Consider the following 23,266-nt stretch of genomic DNA (forward strand, 5'->3'; position numbering starts at 1 on the left):
GAGATGTTCCAGGGCGCAAGGGGAGAGGCCAGCGAATTGGAGCATAACGAGATGACGGCGGTCTGAATTAGGGTTTTTGCCGGATTTTTTGGGCTTGGGGTTTTGGGCGTTACGCTTTGAGAGGCGGGTTCTTGAGACGCCCGCCCCCGGCCGGCCGCGCGGCCGCAATCGGCGGGCAGCGTAAAACTCGTGAAGGATCCTGGACCTAGGGGCGCGCCAAGCCGAGACGGCGGCCGTTGGTCGGTGGGTCGGCCTGACTGCGCGCAACCTTGATGCGCCCGAGGGAATCTGAAGGAGTCGCCGAAGGCGAGGACGAAGATGACGACGGGGCAGTCCGGAGCGAAGGCTCCGGACCGCAATCGTGGGCGCGCGCAGTCAGGCCGACCCGCCGACCAGCGACCTACGAAGAACGACGCGCCATACACGAAACAAGCAGCACGAAACGCCCTCCCAGCGTCAACGCTTCAACGACTCCCAACTCTTCATCAACCGCTTGACCGACACCGGCATCGGCGTCCGAAGTTCCTGCGCGAACAGTGCCACGCGCAGTTCCTCAAGCAACCACCGGAACTCGTCCAGCCGCGGATCGGGCGCGCCCTTCAGCGCTGCCCTCGCGCGCTGATACTGCGTCACCAGCGGTGCCATTTCCGCGACCAGCTTTGCGTCACGTCCCGGGTCCGCCCGCAACTTGTCGATGCGGGCCACTGCCGCCTTCAGGTATCGCGGATAGTGCGAAAGTTGCGAATAAGGCGTGTCGCGGATGAACATCTTCGGCATCAGTGCGCCAATCTGCTGCTGCAGGTCGGCGTAGGCGGCTGCATGCGGCTTCGCTTGCGGCAGCTTGCGCTGCAGTGCCGCGTACTCCGTCAGCACCGCGCCCGCCAGCCTGGCCACCTCCTGCGCAAGCAGGCCCAGCCGGCCCTTGCCTTCTGTGCGGCGCGCATCGAACTGCTGCTCGTTCACCGGCCACGGCTCGGCCAGGCATGCCTGCCCCAGCGCGCAATCGATGATCTGGTCGCGCAGTTCTTCCTGCGTGCCCAGCGTCATGTACAGCATGCTGATCTTGGTCAGGTCGGCCAAGTTCTTTTCCAGGAACTTGACCTGCTCGCGCAGCCCCAGCCGGAACAGTTTCAACAAGCCCGCGCGGTGGTGCTTGCGCGCCTCGTCGGGGTCGTCGAACACGTCCAGGTCGCAATGCGCCCCCCGGTCCACCAGCGCCGGATAGCCGATGACGGACTGGCCACGCCGCTTGATCTCCATGATTTCCGGCAGCGGACCGAACGACCAGGTCGTCAGGTTTTCATGCGCCAGCGCCTGGGCCACCTGCGTATCACTGGCCGCCAGCTGCTGGAAGGTGGCTTGCGCCTGCTTGCCGAATTCCGCCCGCAACTGGGCCAGATTGCGTCCCGCGGCCAGCATGCGGCCGTGCTCGTCGACCACGCGGAAATTCATGAACAGATGGGCGGGCAAGGTTTCAAGCTTGAAGTCACCCACGGCCGGGCGCACCTGCACCTGATCCCACATGTCGGCGATGATGGCGTCCACCAGGCCCTGCCGCGGATCGGCCTGCCGCTCGAACCAGCGCTCGTAGAAACCCGCCGCGTAGTCGGGCAGCGGCACGCAATGGCGGCGCAGCTTTTGCGGCAGCGACTTCAACAGCAGGTGCACCTTTTCCTTCAGCATGCCCGGCACCAGCCATTCGCAACGCTCGGGATCGATCTGGTTCAGCGCGAACAACGGCACCGACAGCGTCACGCCGTCCCGCGGCGAACCGGGTTCGAAGTGGTAGTCCAACGCCATGGACACGCCTTGCCATTCCACCTTCTTGGGGAAGACATCGGTCGTGACGCCGGCGGCTTCGTGCCGCATCAGTTCGTCGCGGGTCAGCATCAGCTTGGCGGCCGCCGCCTTGTCCAGGCCGGACACCCATTTTTCAAGCGACGCCGTCTGCGAGATATCGGCCGGCAACTGGCGCTCGTAGAAAGCGAAGATCAGCTCGTCGTCCACCAGGATGTCCGGGCGGCGCGTCTGATGCTCCAGCTTTTCGATGCCGGCGATCAGCTTGCGGTTGTGTGCCGCGAAGGGCAGCCGCGTATCGATCTCACCGGGCACCAGCGCCTGGCGGATGAACAATTCGCGCGCATGGGTCGGGTTCACGCGGCCGTAATGGATGCGGCGGCCCGTGTAGATGGTCAGCCCGTACAGCGTGGCCCGCTCGTTGGCCACGACCTGTCCAGCCTTCTTTTCCCAGCGCGGGTCCGACCAGTTCTTGCGGATCAGGTGGGCGCCCACCTTTTCCAGCCACACCGGATCGATGCGCGCCACGCAGCGCGCGTAAAGGCGCGTGGTCTCGACCAGTTCGGCCGCCATGATCCAGCGCCCCGCCTTCTTCACCAGGCGCGATCCCGGATGGATGTGGAAACGGATCTCGCGGGCGCCCTGATAGTGGCCGCCCTCGTCGCTCTTGAAGCCGATATTGCCCAACAGGCCGGACAAGAGCGCCAGATGCAGCTGTTCGTACGTGGCTTCCGCCTGGTTGACCCGCCAGCCCTGCTCGCCCACCAGCGCCGCCAGCTGCGTATGAACGTCGTGCCATTCGCGCAGCCGGATCGGCGACAGGAAATTCTGCCGCAGCAGGTTCACCAGCTTGCGCTGGGAGGCCTTGTGCTGCACCTGCTCGCCATACCAGCGCCACAGTTTCAGGAAGGAAATGAATTCCGATTTGTCGTCGGCGAACTTCGCGTGTGCCGCCTCGGCGGCCTCGCGCTCTTGCATGGGGCGGTCGCGCGCATCCTGCACCGACAGCGCCGACGCGATGATCAGCATTTCGGCCAGACACTGGTGTTCGCGCGCAGCCAGGATCATGCGGCCGATGCGCGGGTCCACCGGCAACTTGGCCAGTTCGTGCCCCGTCTCGGTCAACACGAACGACGCGCCGGTCCGGGTGGCCTCGGCATCGTCGTCCGATGCGGACGCGAGTTCGATCGCGCCCAATTCCTGCAGCAGATGGTAGCCGTCGGCCACGGCGCGCCCGGGCGGCGCTTCGACGAACGGGAACTGCTCGATATCGTCCAGCTTCAGCGACTTCATCCGCAGGATGACGGACGCCAGCGACGAACGCAGCACTTCGGGATCAGTGAAGGCCGCGCGGTTGTTGAAGTCCAGTTCGTCGTAGAGGCGGATGCACAGGCCCGGGCCCACGCGGCCGCAACGGCCGGCGCGCTGGTTGGCCGACGCGCGGCTGATCGGCTCGATCCGCAGCTGTTCGACCTTGTTGCGCCAGGAATAGCGCTTGATGCGCGCCAGCCCGCTATCGACCACGAAGCGGATACCAGGCACGGTCAGCGAGGTTTCCGCCACGTTGGTGGCCAGCACGATGCGCCGCGCATTGGTGCGCGGATGGAAGATCTGCTCTTGCTCGGCCTGAGACAGGCGCGCGTACAGCGGCAGCACCTCGGTGCCGGCAGGATGGCGCTTGCGCAGGGCCTCGGCGGATTCGCGGATTTCGCGCTCGCCGGGCAGGAACACCAGCACGTCGCCCGGGCCGTGGCGGGCGCACTCGTCCACGGCATCCACGATGGCGTCGATCAGATCGCGCTCCTCGTCGCCCGACATGCGCTCGCGGTCGCGTCCCGGCTTGGCGGCCGGCGTGGCGGCGTCCTCGGCCAGTTCCTCGCGGACAGGCCGATAGCGGACTTCGACCGGGTACAGCCGGCCCGACACTTCGATGACGGGCGCGGGTTTGTCTTCGGACGCGGCAAAGTGCTTGGCAAAGCGCTCGGCGTCGATCGTGGCCGACGTGATGATCAGCTTCAGGTCCGGGCGCCGCGGCAGCAGCTGCTTCAGGTAGCCCAGCAGGAAATCGATGTTCAGGCTGCGTTCGTGCGCCTCGTCGATGATGATGGTGTCGTAGCGGCGCAAGAGCGGATCACGCTGCGATTCGGCCAGCAGGATGCCGTCCGTCATCAACTTGATGGACGCGTTGGGGCCGGTGCGGTCGTTGAACCGCACCTGATAGCCCACGACTTCGCCCATTGGCGTGTTCAGTTCTTCGGCGATGCGCTTGGCCACCGAGGTCGCCGCCAGGCGGCGCGGCTGGGTATGGCCGATCATCTTCTGGCGGCCGCGGCCCAGTTCCAGGCAGATCTTGGGCAGTTGGGTGGTCTTGCCCGAGCCGGTTTCCCCGCTGACGATCACGACCTGGTGGCCGGCGATCGCACGTGCGATCTCCTGCCGCCGCGTGCTGACGGGCAGGTCTTCGGGGTAGGTCACGGCAGGGATGGGACGCTCGGGACGCGGCGTCTTTTTGGCCACCCGGGGGGCGTCGGCCACGCGGGCGGCGCCGGCCGCGGCGGCAGGAGCCTCCGGGGAAGCCGTCTTGGGCGCCCGCGGGCGGGAGGATTCAGGCATGTACGATAGTCCGGTTAGCCGGGCATTATAAATTTCTATGGCATTCCTGCCCGCAGGCCGGTCCGGCGGCATTGAAACCGGGTATGAAATAAGCGCTGATTTCCGCCTGCGCCCGCCCCCGAGGGTCATATAATTTCGCCACGCCGTCACCGGACGGCGCCAGGGCGCGGCAAAGCGCCGCGCTTTTACCGACTCTCAGGAATCCCTCCGCCCATCATGCCCGACCTGGAACCAGACACCGTCTCCGCCCTCGAAGCCCCAGAATTCGCACCCGCCCAGTTCGTCCGATGGTTTCGAGACGTGGCCCCTTATGTGCATGCGTTCCGAGGCAAGACTTTCGTGGTGGCGTTCGGTGGCGAGCTGGTGCAGGCCGGCGCGCTGAACACGCTGGTGCAGGACTTGTCCTTGCTGTCGTCGCTGGGCATCCGGCTGGTGCTGGTGCACGGTTCGCGCCCGCAGGTCAATGAACAACTGCGCTTGAAGGGTTTCACGCAGCAGTTCGACCGCGGTTTGTCCCCCACCGACGCCGCCGCGCTGGAATGCGCCAAGGAAGCCGCCGGCGAAATCCGGCTGGACATCGAAGCCGCGTTCAGCCAGGGGTTGCCCAACACGCCGATGTCGCACGCGCACATCCGCGTCATTTCCGGCAATTTCGTGACGGCGCGCCCCACCGGCGTGCTGGACGGCGTGGACTACAAGCACACGGGCCAAGTGCGCAAGATCGACATCGACGCCCTGAAGTTCGCCATCGAGAAAGGCTCGTCGGTCGTGCTGCTGTCGCCGCTGGGCTTCTCGCCGACGGGCGACGCCTTCAACCTGGCCATGGAAGACCTGGCCACCAGCGTCGCCGTGGCGCTGCGCGCCGAAAAGCTGATCTTCCTGTCCAGCTCGCAAGGCGTGTTGAACGACGATGGCACGCTGGACACCGAACTGGCCCGCGTGGATGCCGACGCGCTGCTGGCCGGCGGCGAACTGGACGAAGAAACGCACGCCTTCCTGCAATACGCGTCGCTGGCGGTCAAGCGCGGCGTGGCGCGCGCCCACCTGCTGCCGTTCGCGCTGGACGGCAGCGTGCTGCTGGAGATCTTCACCCACGACGGCGTGGGGACCATGGTGGTGGAAGACACGCTGGACGACCTGCGCGCCGCCACGATCGACGACGTGGGCGCCATCCTGAGCCTGATCGAACCGCTGGAGGCCGACGGCACCCTGGTGCCGCGCCCGCGCAGCGTGATCGAACGCGACGTGGAGAACTTCACGGTGCTGGAGCACGACGGCGTGATCTACGGCTGCGCCGCCCTGCACACGTTCGCCGACGAGCAGATGGCCGAAATGGCCTGCCTGATCGTGCACCCCGAATGGCAAGGCTCCGGCGAAGGCGAAATCCTGCTGCGCCACATGGAGTCCCGCGCGCGGGCCACCGGCGCCAAGCGCCTGTTCGTGCTGACCACCCGGACGTCGCACTGGTTCATCAAGCGCGGATTCGTGCAGGGCGGCGTCGCCGACCTGCCCCGCGAAAAGCAGAACAACTACAACCGTTCGCGCAACAGCATGGTCTTCATCAAGAAGCTATAACCGCGCGGCCGTCGGGCCCTGACCGCAGGGTTCGAAGGGGCTTGGCGCCCTCCGGACGCCAAGCCCGTTAAAATACGGCGTTATCTATCTTTCCGGCAGCGAACCATGTCCCGTATCGTCAACTGTGTGAAATTGAAGCGTGAAGCCGAAGGGCTGGACTTTCCTCCCTACCCGGGCGAGCTCGGCACGAAGATCTGGCAGAGCATTTCCAAGGAAGCTTGGGAAGAATGGAAGGCCATCCAGACCCGCCTGGTCAATGAAAACCGCTTGAACCTGGCCGACGCCCGCGCGCGCAAGTACCTGAAAGAACAGATGGAACGCTTCCTGTTCGAAGACGGCACCGTGGAAGCGCACGGCTACGTTCCGCCCTCGGCCTGATCCGCTGCGCTGACCATGCCAGAAGGCATCCAGCGCCCCCATCCGAAGCCCCTCGCCAGCGAGGGGCTTCGCGTTTTCGGGCACCGTTCGCACATCCTCAAGACGGCAGTGCCTGCTGCGCTTAAGATTCGAACATTGTTGGCCGTATTAATGCTGTCATGAGAGAAGAATCGCGCTTGCCCCATCCCGCGGATCCCCCGCCGTCCATCGCACGCGCGCTGGCGATTGCCCCAGACCGCAAGACCGGCACGCTTCACGACGTGCGGCATGTCGTCGTCCTGATGCAGGAGAACCGGTCGTTCGACCATTATTTCGGCACCATGCCTGGTGTGCGCGGTTTCGCGGACCCGCATCCGGCGCCCACGGCGGCCGGCAACGTGCTGACGCAGTCGGACGGCGAGGCAAGCTGCCGCCCCTACGCGTTGCGAACGGAGTACGCCAGCGGCACGCCGGTGGGCTACATCACGCCGCACACCTGGGACGATGCGCAGCGCGCGTGGAATGACGGCCGCATGGACCAATGGCTGTCCGCCAAGAGCCGCCTGGGCCTGGGCGCCTACACCGGCGACGACGTGCCCTTCCAAACGGCGCTGGCCAACGCCTTCACGGTGTGCGACGCCTACCATTGCTCAGTGCACGCCGGCACCAATCCCAACCGGCTATTCCTGTGGACGGGTACCAACGATCCGCTCGGCCAGGCCGGCGGCCCCGCGCTGGTCAACACTTTCGACCGCCTGGGCCCGCCTGACGAAGGCTACGCCTGGACCACCTACCCCGAACGCTTGCAAGCCGCCGGCGTGGACTGGCGCGTGTACCAGGACATGGCGGACAACTTCCACGACAACCCGCTGGCCGGCTTCAGGCAGTACCGCCACCAGCACGCCAGCGGCGCGGCCGATGCCCCCTTGCGCGACCGTGGCCTGTCCACCTATACGCTGGATGACCTGGCCCGCGACGTGGACGAGGGCACGCTGCCCCAGGTGTCCTGGATCATCGCGCCCACTGTCGACTCCGAACATCCGGAGGTGTCGTCGCCCCACCAGGGCGGCGCGTACACCGAGCGCGTACTGGACATCCTGACACGCAACCCCGAGACCTGGAGCCGCTGCGTGTTCCTGGTCACCTACGACGAGAACGACTGCTTCTTCGACCACATGCCGCCGCCCGCGCCACCCGCCCGCCATGCCGACGGCCGCTCGGGCGGACTGTCCACGGTGGAGCTGGACGGCGAATACCACGACACCCGCCACGGCCCCAGCGCCGCGTCCAACGATGATCCCGCCAGTCTGCACGGCCGCGGCTTCGGCCTGGGGCCGCGCGTGCCGATGCTGGTGGTGTCGCCCTGGAGCCGCGGCGGCTGGGTCAACTCGCAGGTGTTCGACCACACCTCGGTGATCCGCTTTCTGGAGGCCCGCTTCGGCGTGGCCGAACCCAATATCAGCCCCTGGCGCCGCGCCGTGGCCGGCGACCTGACTTCGGCGTTCGACTTCGCCGGCGACTGGGGCCCGCTCCATCCCGACAGCAACCGCCATGCCTGCCCGTTGCCCTATGCGCTGGAAGCCGTGGGCCGCATGACGGCCGACGGCGAGCACTACCGGCTGACCTTGCGCAACTCCGGCAGCGCGGGCGCCGTGCTGCATGTGTACGACCGCCTGGACCTGGCGCATGCCCCCCGTCGCTACACCGTGGGCCAGGGCGCGCGGCTGGACGACGGCTGGCGCGTGGGCGCGCATGGCGCCTATGACCTGTGGCTGCTGGGGCCGGACGGGTTTCATCGTCAATTCCGCGGCGACGGGCGGGACGCCGGCGTGCTGGAGGCGCAGTTCGTTCCCGTGACCTCGGGCCTGCGCCTGCGCCTGATCAATCACAGCGACACGCCGCAACCCGTGAAGGTGGAGTCGCACATGGGCGACGGCTGGCGCGCCATGGCGCACGTACAGGCAGGCGGGGCGCTGGAACTCAAGTATGCCGGCCGTGAAGGCTGGTACGACCTGGAAATCAGCGCCCCCGCGCTGCCGGCGTTCGGGCGTCGGCTGGCAGGCCGCGTCGACGCCGGCAAGCCCGGCGTGCCGGACCCGCGCCTGTGCCAGGGCGCTGAGCTGCCGCTGTAGTCCGCGCAAGCAGCGGCCCGATCAGGCAAGAAAAAACCCCAGGGCATGCTGCACTGGGGTTTTTATTTAACGGGCGCTGATGGCGGCCTGGGGCTTACTGGCCCGGCTGCTGCTCGTCGTCTCCGGTGCCGTCTTCGCCGCGCGCCAGGCGCTCGGTGTTCTTCACGCCAGTGTGGCGCACGTCGGCGCCCTTGACCATGTAGATCACGCGTTCGGACATGTTCTTGGCATGGTCGCCGATGCGCTCCAGCGCGCGGGCGATGAAAATCATGTCGATGGCGCGCGAGATGGTGCGCGGGTCTTCGATCATGTAGGTGATCAGATGGCGCAAGGCGCCCTTCCATTCCTTGTCCACTTCCTTGTCGCTGCGCACGACCGCAGCGGCCTGGATCGGGTCAAGTCGGGCGAACGCATCCAGCGCCTGATGCAGCATGGTGCGCACATTGGCGGCCATGTGGCGCAGTTCGATCACCGGGATGTGGCGCAGTTCAGCTTCGTGGATGCGGCGGGCGACGGTGGCGACCTTCTCGGCCTCGTCTCCGGAACGCTCCATATCGGTCAGCATCTTGGACACGGCCATCAGCATGCGCAGATCGATGGCGGTAGGCTGGTGCCGGGCCAGGATGCGGCTGATGCTTTCGTCGATCTCGACTTCGTGGCGGTTGACTTCCTTTTCCCGCTCACGGACCTTTTCCACCAGCGACAGGTCGCCCGTGGCCAGCGCGTCGATCGCTTCCTGGATCATGGCTTCCACCAAGCCGCCCATTTGCAAGAACTGCGAACGGACGCTTTCCAGATCGGCGTCGAACTGCTTGTTTGTATGCTCCGTCATCCGGGCTCCCTGCGTGGTTGATCTCATTGCATTGCCCCGAAATAAGAGATTTACAAGATGGGCCTGCACAACCGGCAAGGTTATGACCCAAGTGTGACAGGATTATGAATCGGGGCCCCGCCGCCCGCAAGGCGGGCAGACGGAGCCGTGCACAGACCCCGCACGGGCCAGGGACGCTACGCGGCGCGGTCCAGGCGGCGGATGCCGTTCTGCGTGGCCAACAATGCCACATCGGCGCCTGCCAGCGCAAACAGGCCGCAGGTGACGACGCCCGGCAGATTGTTCACGCGTGCTTCAAATGCCGGCGCGTCCGTGATGGCCAGGCCCGCTACGTCCAGGATGATGTTGCCGTTGTCCGTGACGAAACCTTCGCGCAGGCGCGGCTGGCCGCCCAGGGCCGCCAGGGCGCGCGAGACCGATTCGCGCGCCATCGGAATGACTTCCAGCGGCAGCGGGAACTTGCCCAGGGTTTGCACCAGCTTGGATTCGTCGACAATGCAGATGAAACGCTCGGCGACCGATGCCACGATCTTTTCACGCGTCTGCGCGCCGCCGCCGCCTTTGATCATGTGCAGATTGGCGTCGATCTCATCGGCGCCGTCCACGTAGATCGGCATGCTCGACACGTCGTTCAGGTCCAGCACCCTCAGGCCATGGCTGGCGAGGCGGGCCGCGCTGCGTTCCGAGCTGGCCACCGTACCGGCGATCCGACCCTTGAAACGCGCCAGACCATCAATGAACAGATCGGCCGTGGAGCCGGTGCCCACGCCGATGATGGCGTCCGGGCCAGCGACCTGTTCAACGAATTCCAGGGCGGCGTCGGCGGCTTGTTGCTTGAGTGCTTGTTGCGAGAGCATGGCGGTGAAGAATGCGGGTAGGTTGGTCAAGCCGGGAAATTTAGCATGCGGCAGCAGGCCAGGCCCGCGACAGGATCGCCCGGGTGTCGGCGCCGGCCGCCAATTCGCCGAAAATGCCGCCGTCCGCTTGCAGGCGGCTGGCGACGAAGGCCTGCGCGACGGGCTCCGGCGCGTGCTGGATCAGCAAGGCGGCCTGCCACAGGCGCGCCAGCCCGCAGGCGATGCGGCGCGCCTGGAATTCCGCCTGCACGCCGTCGGCCAGCAACGACCGCCAGCGCGCCACGGCCTCGTCGAACGCGCGATGCCGTCCGGACGCCGGCGCAAATTCCTGCTCAAGCGCGGGCAAGGCCTCGGGCTCGCGCTGCAAGGCACGCAGCACGTCCAGCGCCATGACGTTGCCGGACCCTTCCCAAATGGAATTGACCGGGGTTTCCCGGTAGATCCGGGGCATCGGCCCCTCTTCCACGTACCCATTGCCCCCCCAGACCTCCATGCACTCGGCCACCGCATGGATGGCGCGCTTGCAGATCCAGAGTTTGGCCGCGGGCGTGCCCACGCGCACCAGGGCGCGCGCCTGGGCGTCCGCGCGCGCGTCCACCGCCCGCGCCAGGCGCAGCGCCAGAACCATGGCGGCCTCGCTTTCCAGCGCCAGGTCGGCCAGCACGTTGCGCATCAAGGCCTGTTCGATTAACGGTTTGCCAAAGGCCAGACGATGCAGCGCGTGATGCAGCGACTGCACCAGCGCCTGCCTGAGCAAGGCTGCGCTGCCCAGCACGCAGTCCAGCCGGGTCGTGGCCGCCATTTCCAGCAGCATGGCCAGGCCTCGTCCGGGCTCGCCCAGCATGACGCCCCAGGCGCCTTCGAATTCGACTTCTCCGCTGGCGTTGCTGCGGTTGCCCAACTTGTCTTTCAGCCGGCGCACGCGGATAGCGTTGCGCGGGCCGTCTGGAATCCAGCGCGGCACGAAGAAGCAGCTCAGCCCTTCATCGGTTTGCGCCAGCACCAGGTGCGCGTCCGCCTGCGGCACGGAGAAAAACCATTTGTGGCCCACCAGTTCGTAGGCGTTGCCCCGGCCCGGCGCGCCCAGGGGCACGGCGCGCGTGCTGACCGCGCGCAAATCCGAACCGCCCTGCTTTTCGGTCAACCCCATGCCGATCAAGGCGCTGCGCTTGGCGGACAAGGGGGCGTCGGCCGCGTCGAACTCGCGCGAATACAGGGCGGGCAGCCACTGCCCGGCAAAGTCGATGGCGCCCGCAGGTTCGCGCTGCAGCAGCGGCACGGCGGCAAACGTCATGGTGGTGGGGCACAGCGTGCCGGCTTCGACCTGCCCTTGCATCAGGTAGGCGGCGGCCCGCGCCACTTGCGCACCGGGCACCGGCTGGGCCCAGGCGCGGCTGTGCAGGCCGCGGGCCAGGATGCCGCTCATCAGCAGGTTCCAGGCGGGATGGAATTCCACGTGATCGATCCGGTGGCCGCCGCGGTCGTAGCCGACCAGCCTTGGCGGGCAGCGGTTGGCCTCGGCACCGGCAGTCAGCGTCTGCGCGCGCCCCAGCCAGGCCCCATGCGCGGACAAGTCGCCCGCCCAGTTTTCAGCCCCCTCGCGCCGCACCGCCTCGCGTAACGCGGGGTCGGTGTCGTACAGGGAATAGTCTTCCAGGGGCGGAACCTGGTTCTGTACGGTATGCGTCGCGAACGATGACATGACTGCTCCCGGGAAACGCCGCTATCTGGCCATGGGCGCCACCAGCGCCCAGGGGCGCAGGGCCTCGACCTGCGCCGCCAGCTCCAGCAGCAGGGCTTCGCTGCCCAGCGGGCCCATGACCTGGATGCCGATCGGCAGGCCGTCGGACGACACCGCGAACGGAATGGAGATCGCCGGCATGCCGGTCAGGTTGGCCAGGGGCGCGAAGGGCGAATAGCCGATCACGCCCTTCTTGCCCAGACGGTAGGCCAGGTAGTCGGCGTTGTCCATGGCGTAGCGTCCGATAGGCGCTGGCGGTTGCGCCAGGACGGGGCTGAGGAACAGGTCGTAGCCTTGTGCGCCGTCCCGGTGCAGGAAGCGTCCGATGCGGCGCGTGATGTCGTGGCAGGTGTCCACGCAAGCCACGTACTGCGCGCCCGAGATGGCGCGGGCGTACTCGCGCGCGCCCAGGGTGGTGGGCTGCAATTCGTCCGCGGCCAACCGGCGGCCGCGAGCGGCCACGAAACTGTCGATGGCGTTGGCCGCGGCGCTGGCGATCAGCGGCAGCATCGGCGACAGCACTTCTTCGGAACCCACCGGCGGCGCGGCCAGCACCAGTTCGTGCCCCAGCCCGGCAAAAAGCCGCGCGGCCTCGTCCACGGCGGCGGCCACTTCGGGATGGATTGCCCCGCCTTCGTAAGTGGTGTTGAGGAATGCGATGCGGCGGCGCGGGGCGGCGTGCGGATCGGCCGCCACCCGCGCCACCACGGCGCGGTAGGACTCTGCCGGTATCGCCGGCGCCGCATAAGGCGCCCCCACGTCGGCCCCCGCACTGATGTCCAGCGAGGCGGCGCAATCGCGCACCGACAGGGTCATCATGTGTTCGGTCGCCAGGCCGCCCCAGCCTTCGCCCTTGAGCGGCCCCAACGGCATCATCCCCCGTGATGGCTTCAGGCCCAGCACGCCGCAGCACGAAGCCGGGATGCGGATGGAGCCTCCGCCATCGCTGCCGTGCGCGATCCGCACCATGCCGCTGGCCAGCGCCGCGCCCGCGCCGCCGCTGGATCCACCAGCGCTGTGTCCCACCTTCCAGGGGTTCTGCGTGGGGCGGCCATAGACTGGCGATTCGGTGGTGGGGCTCAGACCCAGTTCAGCGCTGGTGGTGCGGCCGAACGGGATCAGCCCTGCGCGGCGGTAGCGTTTGACGATTTCCGCGTCGACATTCCAGTCGACGTGGCCATACAGCACCGAACCCATCGCGCTGGGCAGGCCCAACGCCGCCGTGCCCAGATCCTTCAACAAGGTGGGCACGCCCAGGAAGGGCCGGTCCTGCAATTGCGCCACGCGCTCCTCGGGCGTCAGCGCGGCCAGTTCGGCGTCCAGTGCCTGGGCCAGACGCAGCCCGGTTTCAGGCTGCATTCCGCATGCGGCGTTGATCGAGGGATTGCGCGCCGCCACCCGGTCCACCGCCTGCTGCATCGCAGCAAGCGCGGTCGTGACCCCTTGGGCGATGTCGGCGCCCAGCGCCGTCGCGTCGAGGGAAGAGGAATCATGGCGTTCAGCGGTGCTCATGCTTGCGATGCTCCAGGGTTCGACGGCAACATGCCGCACATGCCAGGATATCGACAGTCCGCGCGGGCAACAAGCTTGCCGGGGCGGACTGCGCCGCGTCGAAGGCTGCCCTGCCCGCCCGGACGGATCAGATCCCGCCGCTGGCGGGCGTGCGCGCGCCGTCCGCGTCTTCGTTCTCGGCGCCATCGGCATCGCCGTCCCCGTCGGTTTCCGGACCCGCCCCCAATAACCTCAAGGCTTCGGCCTCGGGCAAGGCTTCGACGCCCTTCAGATTCCTGAGCATTGCGCGGGTGCGCACTTCGGTCTGACCGATCTTGTTGCTGGCGGTGTCCAGCGTCTTCTTGACGCTGGCCAGCGATTCACCGAACTTTCCGAACTCGGTCTTGACCGCGCGCAGCACCTGCCAGACCTCGGATGACCGCTGTTCGATCGCCAGCGTGCGGAATCCCATCTGCAGGCTGTTCAGCAAGGCGGCCAGATTGCTGGGCCCCGCCACGTTGATGCGCAGGTCGTGCAGCTTGTCCAGCAGGCCCGGGCGCCGCAACACCTCGGCGTACAGGCTTTCGGTGGGCAGGAACATGATGGCGAAGTCGGTCGTGTGCGGCGGCGCGACGTACTTGCTGGCGATCAGCCTGGCCTGCACTTCGACCGCCCGGCCCAGCGCGGCGCCGGCCGCTTTCACGCCTTCCGCGTCCGCGGCCTCCTGGGCATCCATCAGGCGTTCGTATTCTTCCTTGGGGAACTTCGCGTCGATCGGCAGCCAGACGGGCTCGCCGCCTTCGCCTCGCCCGGGCAGGCGGATGGCGAACTCGACGACGGCGTCGCTGCCCGGCACCGGCTTGATATTGCTGGCGTACTGGTCGGACGTCATGTTGTCTTCGATCAGCCGGGCCAATTGCACTTCGCCCCACGTGCCGCGCGACTTCACGTTGGTCAGCACCCGCTTCAGGTCGCCGACGCCCGCGGCCAGGGCCTGCATCTCGCCCAAGCCCTTATGCACGGCCTCCAGCCGGTCAGACACCAGCTTGAAGGATTCGCCCAGCCGCTGCTCCAGCGTGGCATGGAGTTTTTCATCCACCGTCCGGCGCATCTCATCCAGCTTGGTACTGTTGTCCGTCTGCAACGATTGCAGGCGCTGGTCCACCGTGGCGCGTACTTCCATGAGGCGGCGTTCGTTGATCTGGATGAGCCCCTGCAATTGCTCGCCAAAACCGGCGGCGAAGCGGGCCAGCGACTCGGCCGATTCCGCGCGCGCAGCCTGGGCGTCGCGCGACAGCCCGGCGCGCAGGTCGCCATGCGATTGCGACAGTTCCAGCCGCAGCGCACGTGTGGATTCCGCGAATTCGCTGCGCAGACCGCGCTGCCCCTCGGTGATGTCCGCGCGCAGCGCGCGTTCGGTGCGTTCCAGGCCTTCCAGCAAGGCGTCCAGCCGGGCGTCCCTGGCGGGGGGCCGAAGCCACGCCAGCAGGGCCATCAGGCAAGCCAACACCGCACCGCCCGCGGCGACCCAAAGCAGAATGTCGTTCAAAAGAGGCATCTCCAAAGCCGGAATTGTAGGACGCATCAGCGCCGCGTTGTAACCAAACGACATTAGTTTGACCCACCCCCGGGCGCCTCGGGTGCACAACAGGATTAAACTCCCTCCACCCTGAACTGATCGCTCGACCCACATTTGAATCCCGCTGATCTCCCATCCTGTCGATCCTCGGTGTCGTTCCAGTCGGTTTTCGGCCCGCTGGATCTGAACGCCGAGCACCCCCTCGCGACAGGCGGCGACCGCCACATTTTCCAGCACCCCCATGTCCCTTCGCTGCTGGTCAAGGTGATGGACATGCGCGCCCGCGCCATCTACCTGGAAGCGCGGCCGTTCAAGCGCTGGTACAAGCAGTACCAGCGCGAAAGCGCCTACCGCGTCTACCTGAACGAAATATCGGAATATGTCACCACCACCACCCGCCCCTCCGGCGTGTGGCAAGTGCCCATGGCGCGCATCCTGGGCGTGGCGCAGACGACGTTGGGACTGGGCCTGCTGGTCGAGAAAATCACGGACCCCGCGGGCAATATCGCGCCCACGGTGGCCGACCTGGCCAAGCAGGGCAAGGTGGACGGCCGTTTCTTCGGACAGTTGGACGAATTCTTCGCGGACCTGGCCGACGCCCACGTCGTCCTGCATGACGTGTCGGCCAGCAATATCGCCTGTGGCCGGAACGCCGACGGCAAGCAGGGCCTGTATCTGATCGACGGGTTCGGCGTGCTGCCGCTGGTGCCGCTCTATGCGTGGAGCAAGTCGCTGAACCGCAAGCGCATCGCGCGCAAATACAAGGAAATGCGCGAGTCCCTGGAAAAGCGCATCCAGGACGCCGACAGCGCCTAGCGCGCGTCTGGCCGGGGAGCTTCGGGCAGGACGACGCCCTGCCGGTCCACCCACACGTAGTCGTGCCCGGCGCGCTGGCCGCGCCGCAGCGGATTGCGCGTGCAGACCGCGGCGTAGGCGGGGTCCACAAAGCGGTAATGCAGATGTTCGTCCCGCCCGGGCGGGATGCCCAGGCGCGTCGTGCAGATCAGGGCTTCCGGAGAAGCCCCCACGTCCTCGACGTAGAGCGCGTCCGGATCGAAGCGGCGCGCGTCCCACTCCGGCACTTTCAAGCCCAGCGACCGGCACAGCAGCGTCTGCCCCGCGCACAGCCGCGACGGCGGGCGCGGCAGGCCCTGGGCGTCCGGATTCAGTTGCTGCATCCGGGCCAGGGCGTCAGGTCCTGACCGCGCGTCCGTCCAGGGATGGGCGGATTTGATCAGCACGGCGTTACCGGGGCCCGCGGCGCTGAAGTTCAGCGAATCGCCGCCCCGCGCGTAATACATATAGATGACGCCGCCATCCATGAACAAGGCGCGGCGCTTGTGGGTGTAGCCCAGCGACGCGTGGCTGCCCTTTTCTTCCAGGTAATAGGCTTCGGTTTCGATGATGCGGACCGACAGCCACAGACCGTCCACGCGATGGCGGATGACCTTGCCCAGCAGGTCACGTGCCAGTTCGGCTGCGTCGCGGTTGAAAAAGGCATCGGGCAACGCCGGACCGGCGTTGCCCGATGCCTGGATGGGGGCTGCCATTGCCGCTGGCGCCATGTCAGGCGAAGCGTTCGCCGTAGCGCTTTTCGCTAAAGCCCACGGTGACATCGCCATCCGCTGTCACCGTGACGGGGCGGCGCACCAATGCGGGATATTCCGCGATCAGTTGGCTCCATTGGGCGTCCGTGTGCGCCGTCTTGCGGTCTTCGGGCAGGTTGCGCCACGTCATCGACGTGCGGTTGACGAGCTTTTCCCAGCCGCCGACCTTTTCCGACCATGCCTTCAGCGTGGCCGCCGGCACCGGATGATCGCGGTAATCCACAAAGGCGTGCTCGACGCCATGCTCCGACAACCAGTCGCGCGCCTTGATGCAGGTGCTGCACTTGGTCAGGCCGTACAGGGTGGTTGGTGACTTCATTTGGATTCGGACTCCTTGCGCCATTGCAGGCGGTTGGCCAGGATCACACACGTGCCCACCGCCAGGATGAACAGGGTGGCAAGCGCGTTGATCTCGGGTTTCAGGCCCAGCCGCACGCGCGAGAACACTTCCATGGGCAGCGTGCTGGAACTGGGTCCGGACAGGAACGACGCCAAAACGACGTCATCCAGCGACAGCGTGAACGACAGCAGCCAGGCCGACGCCAGCGCGGGCGCGATCAGCGGCAGCGTGATCTTGAAGAACACGGTGATGGGTGTCGCGCCCAGGTCCAGCGCCGCCTCTTCCAGCGACCGGTCCAGGTCGCGGATACGGGTCTGGATGACGACGGCCACAAACGCCATGCACAGCGTCACGTGCCCCACCCAGATCGTGAAGACGCCATTTTCGGCAGGCCAGCCCAGGCTGCCCCGCAGTTCCACGAACATCAACAGCAAGGAAATGCCCAGCACGACTTCGGGGATGACCAGCGGCGCGCTCAGCATGCCGACGTACAGCGAGAATCCGCGAAAGCGTCCCATGCGCCCCAGCACGTAGCCGGCCCACGTGCCGATGATGACGGCCGCCGTCGCCGTCATCGCGGCGATGCGGAACGACAGCCAGGCCGACCGCAGCAGCGCGTCGTCATTGAACAGCGCGTGATACCAGCGGAACGAAAAGCCCGCCCATGATGTGACGGTGGGCGATTCGTTGAACGAAAACACCATCAGGCTGACGATAGGCACATACAGGAAGAAATACCCGAGCCCCAGCACGACGGCGCGCAATGTCTTGTTGGGCCCCTTCATTTGCGGCCTCCGCCGGCCTGTTCCTGCTGCTTGACCTGGTTGTACTGGAAGTAGACCAGCGGCACGAGCAGCAGCAGCACCATCACGCAGGTCACCGCCGACGCCATGGGCCAATCGGCGTTATTGAAGAATTCGTTCCACATGACGCGGCCCATCATCAACGTGTTGGCGCCCCCCAGCATCTCCGGGATCACGTATTCGCCCACGGCCGGAATGAACACCAGCATGGCGCCGGCAATCACGCCCTGGCGCGACAGCGGCACGGTGATCTGCCAAAACGCCTGCCAGGGCTTGGCACCCAGGTCGTAGGCGGCTTCCAGCAGGCGCAGGTCCATCTTCACCAGCGTCGCGTACAGCGGCAGGATGAAGAACGGCAGGTACGCATAGACCATGCCGATGTAAACGGCGACGTCGGTGCGGTAGATTTCCAGCGGACTGGAAATCAGCCCCAGGCTTTGCAGCAGGTTGTTCAGCAGCCCGTCGTTGCGCAGGATGCCGACCCAGGCATACACGCGCAGCAGCAGCGACGTCCAGAACGGCAGGATCACCCCCAGCAACAACAGGTTGCGCACGCGCGGCGAGGACCGGGCGATGTAGTACGCGATGGGGTAACCGATCAGCACGCAGATCAGCGTGGTGATGCCGGCGATCTTCACCGAGCTCAGGTAGGTCTTGAAATACAGGCTGTCGGTGAACAGCAGGATGTAGCCGCGCAGGTGCAGGCTGAACTGCACGGCTTCGTCCTGGAATTGCGCCAGCGGGGTGTACGGCGGAATGCCGAATTCCACTTCGGCAAAGCTGATCTTCAATACCAGCAGGAAGGGCAGCAGCAGGAACAGCACCAGCCAGGCAAACGGCGGCACCACCGCCAGCGCCCGGCCGGAAGGCAACCAGTCGCGGGGCGAAAAGCGGATCATGACGCCAACACCGTCGCGCTGTCGGCATCCCAGCTGACGAAGATCTCTTCGTCGATGCCTGGGGCATCCATCTGGGCCAGCAGCAGGCTGGGCACGCTGGCCTCGACCGTCTTGCCGGAATCCAGGCGGATCTGATAGAGCGCGTAGCTGCCCATCCACGCCATGTGGCTGACCATGCCGTGGGCCCAGTTGTACTCACCTTCGGGCTGTTCGCGCGACACCACCAGGCGTTCGGGCCGGATGGACACGTGCACTTCCATGCCCAGCGGTTCAGAGACGCCATGGTTCACGAACAGCGGCCGCGTCAGTTCAGCGCATTCGATTGCCACGTGGTCGGGTTCATCGACCACGATGGTGCCGGTGAACATGTTGGTCGACCCGATGAAGCTGGCCACGAAGCGCGAATTCGGGAACGCGTAGACGTCCTGCGGCGTGCCGCACTGGACGATCTGCCCCTCGGTCATGACGGCCAGGCGGTGCGCCATGGTCATGGCCTCTTCCTGGTCGTGGGTGACCATGATGCAGGTCACGCCAACCTGCTCAAGGATCTTCACGAGCTCGATCTGCGTTTTTTGGCGGATCTGCTTGTCCAGCGCCGACATGGGCTCGTCCAGCAACAGCAGCTTGGGCCGTTTGACCAGGCTGCGCGCCAGGGCCACGCGCTGCTGCTGGCCGCCCGATAACTGGTTCGGCTTGCGGCGCGAATAGCCCGCCATCTGGACCAGGTCCAGGGCTTCGAACACGCGGTCGTGGATTTCAGCGCGGTCCACGCCTTCCTGCTTCAGGCCGAACGCCACGTTGGCTTCGACCGTCATGTGCGGGAACAGGGCATACGACTGGAACATCATGTTCACGGGGCGCCGGTACGGCGGCACGCTGGTGATGTCTTCGCCGTCCAGCAGGATCTGCCCGGAGGTCGCTTCCTCGAAGCCGGCCAGCATGCGCAGCAAGGTGGACTTGCCGCTGCCGGAACTTCCCAGCAGCGCGAAGATCTCGTTGCGCTTGACGGACAGGTTGACGGAACGCACGGCGACCACATCGCCAAAAATCTTGACCACATCGGAGACCCGGACGAACTCGTCCGGGTCGACCGTATGCGGCGCCGAGTAACGGCTATCGCTCATGATGACTTATCTTCCAGACTTCAGCTCGGACCACATCCGGTTTTGCAGGCGTTGCACGTTCAAGGGCAGCGCCTTGATCACGTACAGGGTCTTCGCGACCTCGGCCGGCGGGTAGATCATGGGGTTGTCGGCCACGTCCTTCACCACGTACTGCCGCGCCTCTTTGTTGGCGTTGGGGTAGAACATGGTGTTGGTGATGGCCGCATGCACCTTGGGCGTCTCGATGTAATTGATGAACGCCAGGGCCTCTTCGGGATGCGGGGCATCCTTGGGGATGACCATCAGGTCGAACCACGCGGGCGCGCCGCCCTTCGGGATGAAGTAATTCACTTCATACGCCTTCTTGGCTTCCTGCGCGCGCTTGCGGGCGATCATGACGTCGCCCGAAAAACCGTAGACCATGCACAGGTCGCCCACGGCCAGTTCGTCGATATAGCCCGACGAGCTGAACTGGCGGATGTACGGGCGAATCTGTTTCAGCACGTCCAGCGCGGCCTTGTAGTCGTCCGGATTGGTGCTGTTGGGATCCTTGCCCAGGTACTTCAGCACCGCCGGGAACACTTGCGCGGCCTCGTCCAGCATCGAAATGCCGCACTCTTTCAGCTTGGCGGCGTTCTCGGGCTTGAAGATCATGTCCCAGTTGGCCAGGTCGACGCCGTCGCCCATGATCTGCTTGACCTTGGTGACGTTGTAACCCAGGCCGTTCGTGCCGTAGCCCCAGGGGATCGCGTACTCGTTGCCGGGATCGACGGTGGCCACCAGCGCCATCACTTCCGGGTCCAGGTACTTCCAGTTCGGGATCTTGGACTTGTCCAGTTTCTGGAACAGGCCGGCCTCGATCTGGCGCGAGGCGTAATGGGTGGACGGGACAACGACGTCGTAACCCGACTTGCCGGCCAGCAGCTTGGCCTGCAGCGTGTCGTTGCTGTCGTAGACGTCATAGCGGACCTTGATGCCGGTTTCCTTTTCGAAACCCGGAATCGTGTCCGGGGCCGTGTATTCGGCCCAGTTGTAGACGTTGACGACCTTGTTCTGCGCGACCGCCGACGATGCCGATGCCGCGACCAACACCGCGCCTAGCGCCCAGCGCATTCCCGCCCTTAGTTCCATTACGAGCCCCCTTTGCCGTTATGCCGTGTATGTCAGGACTACCAAAAGGCGAAATCATAAAGCCTTTTGGCGGTCGGCCGCCCAACTTCGGGCGCAATCGGGGCCCGATGCCGGCAAATGGGCGCCTTCGCCCGGATCAGGGTTGGACGCCGATGCCCCAGGCCGTCCAGTAGCTGTCGCGCAGCTTCATCCAGAAGCGGTCGCCCTCTTCCCCTGCCACCTTGACCAGCGACCGGCGCAGGCGGTCCAGGTTGCCTTGGCGCTGCCGTTCCGACAACGCACCCAGGGTGCCCCGGTCGAAATCGATCAGCCAGACCTGGCCGTCGCCCCCGATCAGGATGTTGAAGGCATTCAGGTCGGCGTGCCAGACCCCGGCGCGGTGCATGCGGACGATGGCCTCTGCCACCGCGCCCCACAGCGGCTCGGCCAGTGCGTGAGCCAAGGGCCGCACGCCGGGGATCCGTTCGACCACGATGGCCGCCCGGTAGATGGGCCCCTGGCGCCAGTAGGCGGCGGCCAGCGGCGCGGGCACGGCCAGTCCCTGGGCGCGCATGGCGGCCAGCAGCCGGTATTCGCGGAAACTGCGGGTGCGGTCTTCGCCGTTCCAGAGATAGGCGTCGCGGCTGACGCGGGCGATCATGCCGCCGCGGCGGTAGCGGCGCAGCACGCCCTGCCAGCCCTGCCCCTGCACGAACCACGCCGCTTGGCGGCCGCCGGCGTCCACGGGACGCGCCCGGTCGCCATAATGCGCGGGGTTGAAGATTTCAGGTCCCGATCCGCCCAGGCGGGACACGTCGCTGAGCATCGCTCCGCCAAGCGGACCCGGCCAAGCCTGGCGCTGGGCGCCGCCCCGCGAATCGTCAGCCTTCACGGTTGCGCATCCAGTCGGCCACGCCGTAGAACGACTCCAGCAGCCGCTCCACCAGCGGCGGGGCGATGCCCTGGTCTTCCATGGCGCGCCCGATGCAGGTCACCCACTGGTCGCGCTCGATTTCGCCGATCGAGAACGGCAGATGGCGGGCGCGCAGGCGGGGGTGGCCGAAGCGTTCAATATAGTGGTCGGGGCCGCCGAAATAGCCGCACAGGAACCAGAACAGCTTGTCGCGCGCCTGGTCCAGGCTCGGGCCGTGGGCGGCGCGAAGCGCCTTCAGGTCGGGCTCCATGTCCATCAAGTCGTAAAAACGGTCGACCAGCGCACGCACGCCGGGCTCGCCGCCAAGAAGGTCAAAAACGCTGCGGGTGTTTTCCACGGGTTCAGTAATGGTTTGGACGCGGGACGTCATCAAGTTTCTCTAAGGGTGACGAGCGGCGGCGTGCGCAACACGCCGCGCAGGGCCAGGGCGCCGCCCGCCCAGGCGCCCAGCATACCCGCGCCGATACCGGCCAGCCACGGCCAGAGGCTGAGGGTAATGGTGAAATCGAACACCTGGGTGGATAAAACCCAAGCGATCGCGGTGGCGCCGGCGGCCGCCAGCAGGCCCGCCAGCCCGCCCACGGCCCAGAGCTCGATGCGCTGGGAACGCGCCAGCTGGCTGCGCGTGGCGCCCAGCGCACGCAGCACGGCGGCTTCGCGCATGCGCTCGTCGCGGGTGGCCGTCAGGGCCGCCGACAGCACCAGCACGCCGGCCGCCAGGGTGAACAGGAACAGCAATTGGACCGCCTTGCCCACTTCATTCAGCACGGACTGCAATTGCTGCAGGATGGCGCCCACGTCGAACACGGTCAGGTTCGGGAACTCGCGCACCAGCGCGGGCAGCACCGCGGCCTTTTCAGGCGGCAGGTAAAAGGAAGTGATCCAGCTTTGGGGCATATCGGCAAGCGCGGCCGGGGTCAGGATGGCGAAAAAATTGACGCGCATCGTATCCCAATCCACGCGCCGGGTGCTGGACACGGCCGCCTCGACCTGCTGGCCGGCCACGTCGAAGGTCATCTTATCGCCCAGCTTCAGGCCCAGTGTCTTGGCCAGCCCCGACTCCAGCGACACCTCGGACGAACCGGGTGCCAGCCACCGGCCTTGCTCGATCTTGTTGGACGACGGCATCTCGTCGCTGTAGGACAGATTGAACTCGCGGTCCACCAGCCGCTTGGCGCGCGGTTCTTCGTAGTCGTCCGGCCCGACGGGCCTGCCGTTGATGGCGATCAGCCGCCCGCGCACCATCGGCGACAGCGCGATGCGGCCCAGGCCCTCGCGGGTCAGCGCATCGGTGACGGCCTGACGCTGGTCGGGCTGCACGTTGATCAGGAAACGGTTGGGCGCATCCGGCGGCATCGTGCGCTGCCAGCCATCGATCAGGTCGGTGCGCGTCATGGTCAGCAACAGCAGCGCCGTCAGGCCCACCGCCAGCGCGCAGACCTGCGTGATGGTGGCGGCCCGCCGGCGCACCACCCCGGCCAGCGCGAAACGCAGCG

General features: G+C 66.4%; 19 protein-coding genes. 4 read left to right on the forward strand and 15 right to left on the reverse strand.

Going from position 1 to position 23,266, the window contains the following annotated elements; all coding sequences use genetic code 11:
- Positions 1-456: 456 nt before the first annotated feature.
- Entirely contained in the window at positions 457-4,410 is a 3,954-nt protein-coding gene (gene hrpA, locus HG262_RS23175) for an ATP-dependent RNA helicase HrpA (protein WP_211187729.1), read from the reverse strand.
- 216 nt (positions 4,411-4,626) lie between these two features.
- Between hrpA and argA the strand changes: the two genes are divergently transcribed.
- The 3 genes from argA (at position 4,627) to HG262_RS23190 (ending at position 8,474) form a co-directional block, all read left to right on the forward strand.
- Positions 4,627-5,985 (forward strand): amino-acid N-acetyltransferase, encoded by a 1,359-nt coding sequence (gene argA, locus HG262_RS23180; protein ID WP_169273259.1) that lies wholly within the window; start codon positions 4,627-4,629, stop codon positions 5,983-5,985.
- Between the two features lie 105 nt (positions 5,986-6,090).
- A complete protein-coding gene (locus HG262_RS23185) occupies positions 6,091-6,363 on the forward strand; it encodes an oxidative damage protection protein (RefSeq protein WP_006218476.1) in 273 nt (90 codons plus the stop codon).
- Between the two features lie 158 nt (positions 6,364-6,521).
- Positions 6,522-8,474 (forward strand): phospholipase C, phosphocholine-specific, encoded by a 1,953-nt coding sequence (locus tag HG262_RS23190; protein ID WP_169273260.1) that lies wholly within the window; start codon positions 6,522-6,524, stop codon positions 8,472-8,474.
- 94 nt (positions 8,475-8,568) lie between these two features.
- Here the strand turns inward: HG262_RS23190 and phoU are convergent, their stop codons facing one another.
- From phoU to rmuC, 5 genes are all read right to left on the reverse strand, one after another.
- On the reverse strand, positions 8,569-9,306 hold the full coding sequence (phoU, locus tag HG262_RS23195) for a phosphate signaling complex protein PhoU (protein WP_169273261.1): 738 nt from the start codon (positions 9,304-9,306) through the stop codon (positions 8,569-8,571).
- 176 nt (positions 9,307-9,482) lie between these two features.
- The gene (gene rpiA / locus HG262_RS23200) at positions 9,483-10,163 is read right to left on the reverse strand and encodes a ribose-5-phosphate isomerase RpiA (RefSeq protein WP_169273277.1); all 681 of its coding nucleotides are present in this window, start codon (positions 10,161-10,163) and stop codon (positions 9,483-9,485) included.
- A 40-nt stretch (positions 10,164-10,203) separates the two neighbouring features.
- Positions 10,204-11,865, reverse strand: coding sequence for an isovaleryl-CoA dehydrogenase (locus tag HG262_RS23205; protein WP_169273262.1), 1,662 nt, complete (start codon positions 11,863-11,865; stop codon positions 10,204-10,206).
- Between the two features lie 21 nt (positions 11,866-11,886).
- The gene (locus tag HG262_RS23210) at positions 11,887-13,416 is read right to left on the reverse strand and encodes an amidase (RefSeq protein ID WP_169273263.1); all 1,530 of its coding nucleotides are present in this window, start codon (positions 13,414-13,416) and stop codon (positions 11,887-11,889) included.
- Positions 13,417-13,543: 127 nt separating this feature from the next.
- On the reverse strand, positions 13,544-14,953 hold the full coding sequence (gene rmuC / locus HG262_RS23215) for a DNA recombination protein RmuC (RefSeq protein WP_248293466.1): 1,410 nt from the start codon (positions 14,951-14,953) through the stop codon (positions 13,544-13,546).
- A 135-nt stretch (positions 14,954-15,088) separates the two neighbouring features.
- Between rmuC and HG262_RS23220 the strand changes: the two genes are divergently transcribed.
- Positions 15,089-15,790, forward strand: coding sequence for a PhoP regulatory network YrbL family protein (locus HG262_RS23220; RefSeq protein WP_169273265.1), 702 nt, complete (start codon positions 15,089-15,091; stop codon positions 15,788-15,790).
- Here the strand turns inward: HG262_RS23220 and HG262_RS23225 are convergent.
- From HG262_RS23225 to HG262_RS23265, 9 genes are all read right to left on the reverse strand, one after another.
- The gene (locus HG262_RS23225; protein WP_169273266.1) at positions 15,787-16,524 is read right to left on the reverse strand and encodes a DNA-3-methyladenine glycosylase; all 738 of its coding nucleotides are present in this window, start codon (positions 16,522-16,524) and stop codon (positions 15,787-15,789) included. The two genes, HG262_RS23220 and HG262_RS23225, sit on opposite strands and share 4 nt — an antisense overlap.
- Positions 16,525-16,540: 16 nt before the next feature.
- Positions 16,541-16,900 (reverse strand): Spx/MgsR family RNA polymerase-binding regulatory protein, encoded by a 360-nt coding sequence (locus HG262_RS23230; protein WP_169273267.1) that lies wholly within the window; start codon positions 16,898-16,900, stop codon positions 16,541-16,543.
- Positions 16,897-17,706, reverse strand: a complete 810-nt coding sequence (locus HG262_RS23235; protein WP_169273268.1) for an ABC transporter permease subunit — start codon at positions 17,704-17,706, stop codon at positions 16,897-16,899. Before HG262_RS23235 ends, HG262_RS23230 begins: the two co-directional genes overlap by 4 nt.
- On the reverse strand, positions 17,703-18,623 hold the full coding sequence (locus tag HG262_RS23240; protein WP_169273269.1) for an ABC transporter permease subunit: 921 nt from the start codon (positions 18,621-18,623) through the stop codon (positions 17,703-17,705). Before HG262_RS23240 ends, HG262_RS23235 begins: the two co-directional genes overlap by 4 nt.
- Positions 18,620-19,747: a polyamine ABC transporter ATP-binding protein gene (gene potA / locus HG262_RS23245; RefSeq protein WP_006224898.1), complete on the reverse strand. Its 1,128-nt coding sequence runs from the start codon at positions 19,745-19,747 to the stop codon at positions 18,620-18,622. The genes HG262_RS23240 and potA overlap by 4 nt, the downstream gene beginning before the upstream one ends.
- 6 nt (positions 19,748-19,753) lie before the next feature.
- Positions 19,754-20,857 (reverse strand): polyamine ABC transporter substrate-binding protein, encoded by a 1,104-nt coding sequence (locus HG262_RS23250; RefSeq protein ID WP_169273270.1) that lies wholly within the window; start codon positions 20,855-20,857, stop codon positions 19,754-19,756.
- A gap of 136 nt (positions 20,858-20,993) precedes the next feature.
- The gene (locus HG262_RS23255; RefSeq protein ID WP_169273271.1) at positions 20,994-21,728 is read right to left on the reverse strand and encodes a 3-deoxy-D-manno-octulosonic acid kinase; all 735 of its coding nucleotides are present in this window, start codon (positions 21,726-21,728) and stop codon (positions 20,994-20,996) included.
- Positions 21,718-22,140, reverse strand: a complete 423-nt coding sequence (locus tag HG262_RS23260; RefSeq protein WP_169273272.1) for a group II truncated hemoglobin — start codon at positions 22,138-22,140, stop codon at positions 21,718-21,720. Before HG262_RS23260 ends, HG262_RS23255 begins: the two co-directional genes overlap by 11 nt.
- Positions 22,140-23,266 (reverse strand): FtsX-like permease family protein (locus tag HG262_RS23265; RefSeq protein WP_169273273.1); only part of this gene is annotated, 1,127 nt, incomplete at its 5' end. The genes HG262_RS23265 and HG262_RS23260, both read right to left, overlap by 1 nt.

It is taken from the genome of Achromobacter sp. Bel, assembly GCF_012928505.1.
GTDB lineage: Bacteria > Pseudomonadota > Gammaproteobacteria > Burkholderiales > Burkholderiaceae_B > Achromobacter.

Excerpts from the sequence above, each read along its gene's own strand:
- hrpA (WP_211187729.1), bottom strand. The coding sequence starts at position 4,410 with ATGCCTGAATCCTCCCGCCCGCGGGCGCCCAAGACGGCTTCCCCGGAG.
- argA (WP_169273259.1), top strand. The coding sequence starts at position 4,627 with ATGCCCGACCTGGAACCAGACACCGTCTCCGCCCTCGAAGCCCCAGAA.
- HG262_RS23185 (WP_006218476.1), top strand. The coding sequence starts at position 6,091 with ATGTCCCGTATCGTCAACTGTGTGAAATTGAAGCGTGAAGCCGAAGGG.
- HG262_RS23190 (WP_169273260.1), top strand. The coding sequence starts at position 6,522 with ATGAGAGAAGAATCGCGCTTGCCCCATCCCGCGGATCCCCCGCCGTCC.
- phoU (WP_169273261.1), bottom strand. The coding sequence starts at position 9,306 with ATGACGGAGCATACAAACAAGCAGTTCGACGCCGATCTGGAAAGCGTC.
- rpiA (WP_169273277.1), bottom strand. The coding sequence starts at position 10,163 with ATGCTCTCGCAACAAGCACTCAAGCAACAAGCCGCCGACGCCGCCCTG.
- HG262_RS23205 (WP_169273262.1), bottom strand. The coding sequence starts at position 11,865 with ATGTCATCGTTCGCGACGCATACCGTACAGAACCAGGTTCCGCCCCTG.
- HG262_RS23210 (WP_169273263.1), bottom strand. The coding sequence starts at position 13,416 with ATGAGCACCGCTGAACGCCATGATTCCTCTTCCCTCGACGCGACGGCG.
- rmuC (WP_248293466.1), bottom strand. The coding sequence starts at position 14,953 with ATGCCTCTTTTGAACGACATTCTGCTTTGGGTCGCCGCGGGCGGTGCG.
- HG262_RS23225 (WP_169273266.1), bottom strand. The coding sequence starts at position 16,524 with ATGGCAGCCCCCATCCAGGCATCGGGCAACGCCGGTCCGGCGTTGCCC.
- HG262_RS23230 (WP_169273267.1), bottom strand. The coding sequence starts at position 16,900 with ATGAAGTCACCAACCACCCTGTACGGCCTGACCAAGTGCAGCACCTGC.
- HG262_RS23235 (WP_169273268.1), bottom strand. The coding sequence starts at position 17,706 with ATGAAGGGGCCCAACAAGACATTGCGCGCCGTCGTGCTGGGGCTCGGG.
- HG262_RS23240 (WP_169273269.1), bottom strand. The coding sequence starts at position 18,623 with ATGATCCGCTTTTCGCCCCGCGACTGGTTGCCTTCCGGCCGGGCGCTG.
- potA (WP_006224898.1), bottom strand. The coding sequence starts at position 19,747 with ATGAGCGATAGCCGTTACTCGGCGCCGCATACGGTCGACCCGGACGAG.
- HG262_RS23250 (WP_169273270.1), bottom strand. The coding sequence starts at position 20,857 with ATGGAACTAAGGGCGGGAATGCGCTGGGCGCTAGGCGCGGTGTTGGTC.
- HG262_RS23260 (WP_169273272.1), bottom strand. The coding sequence starts at position 22,140 with ATGACGTCCCGCGTCCAAACCATTACTGAACCCGTGGAAAACACCCGC.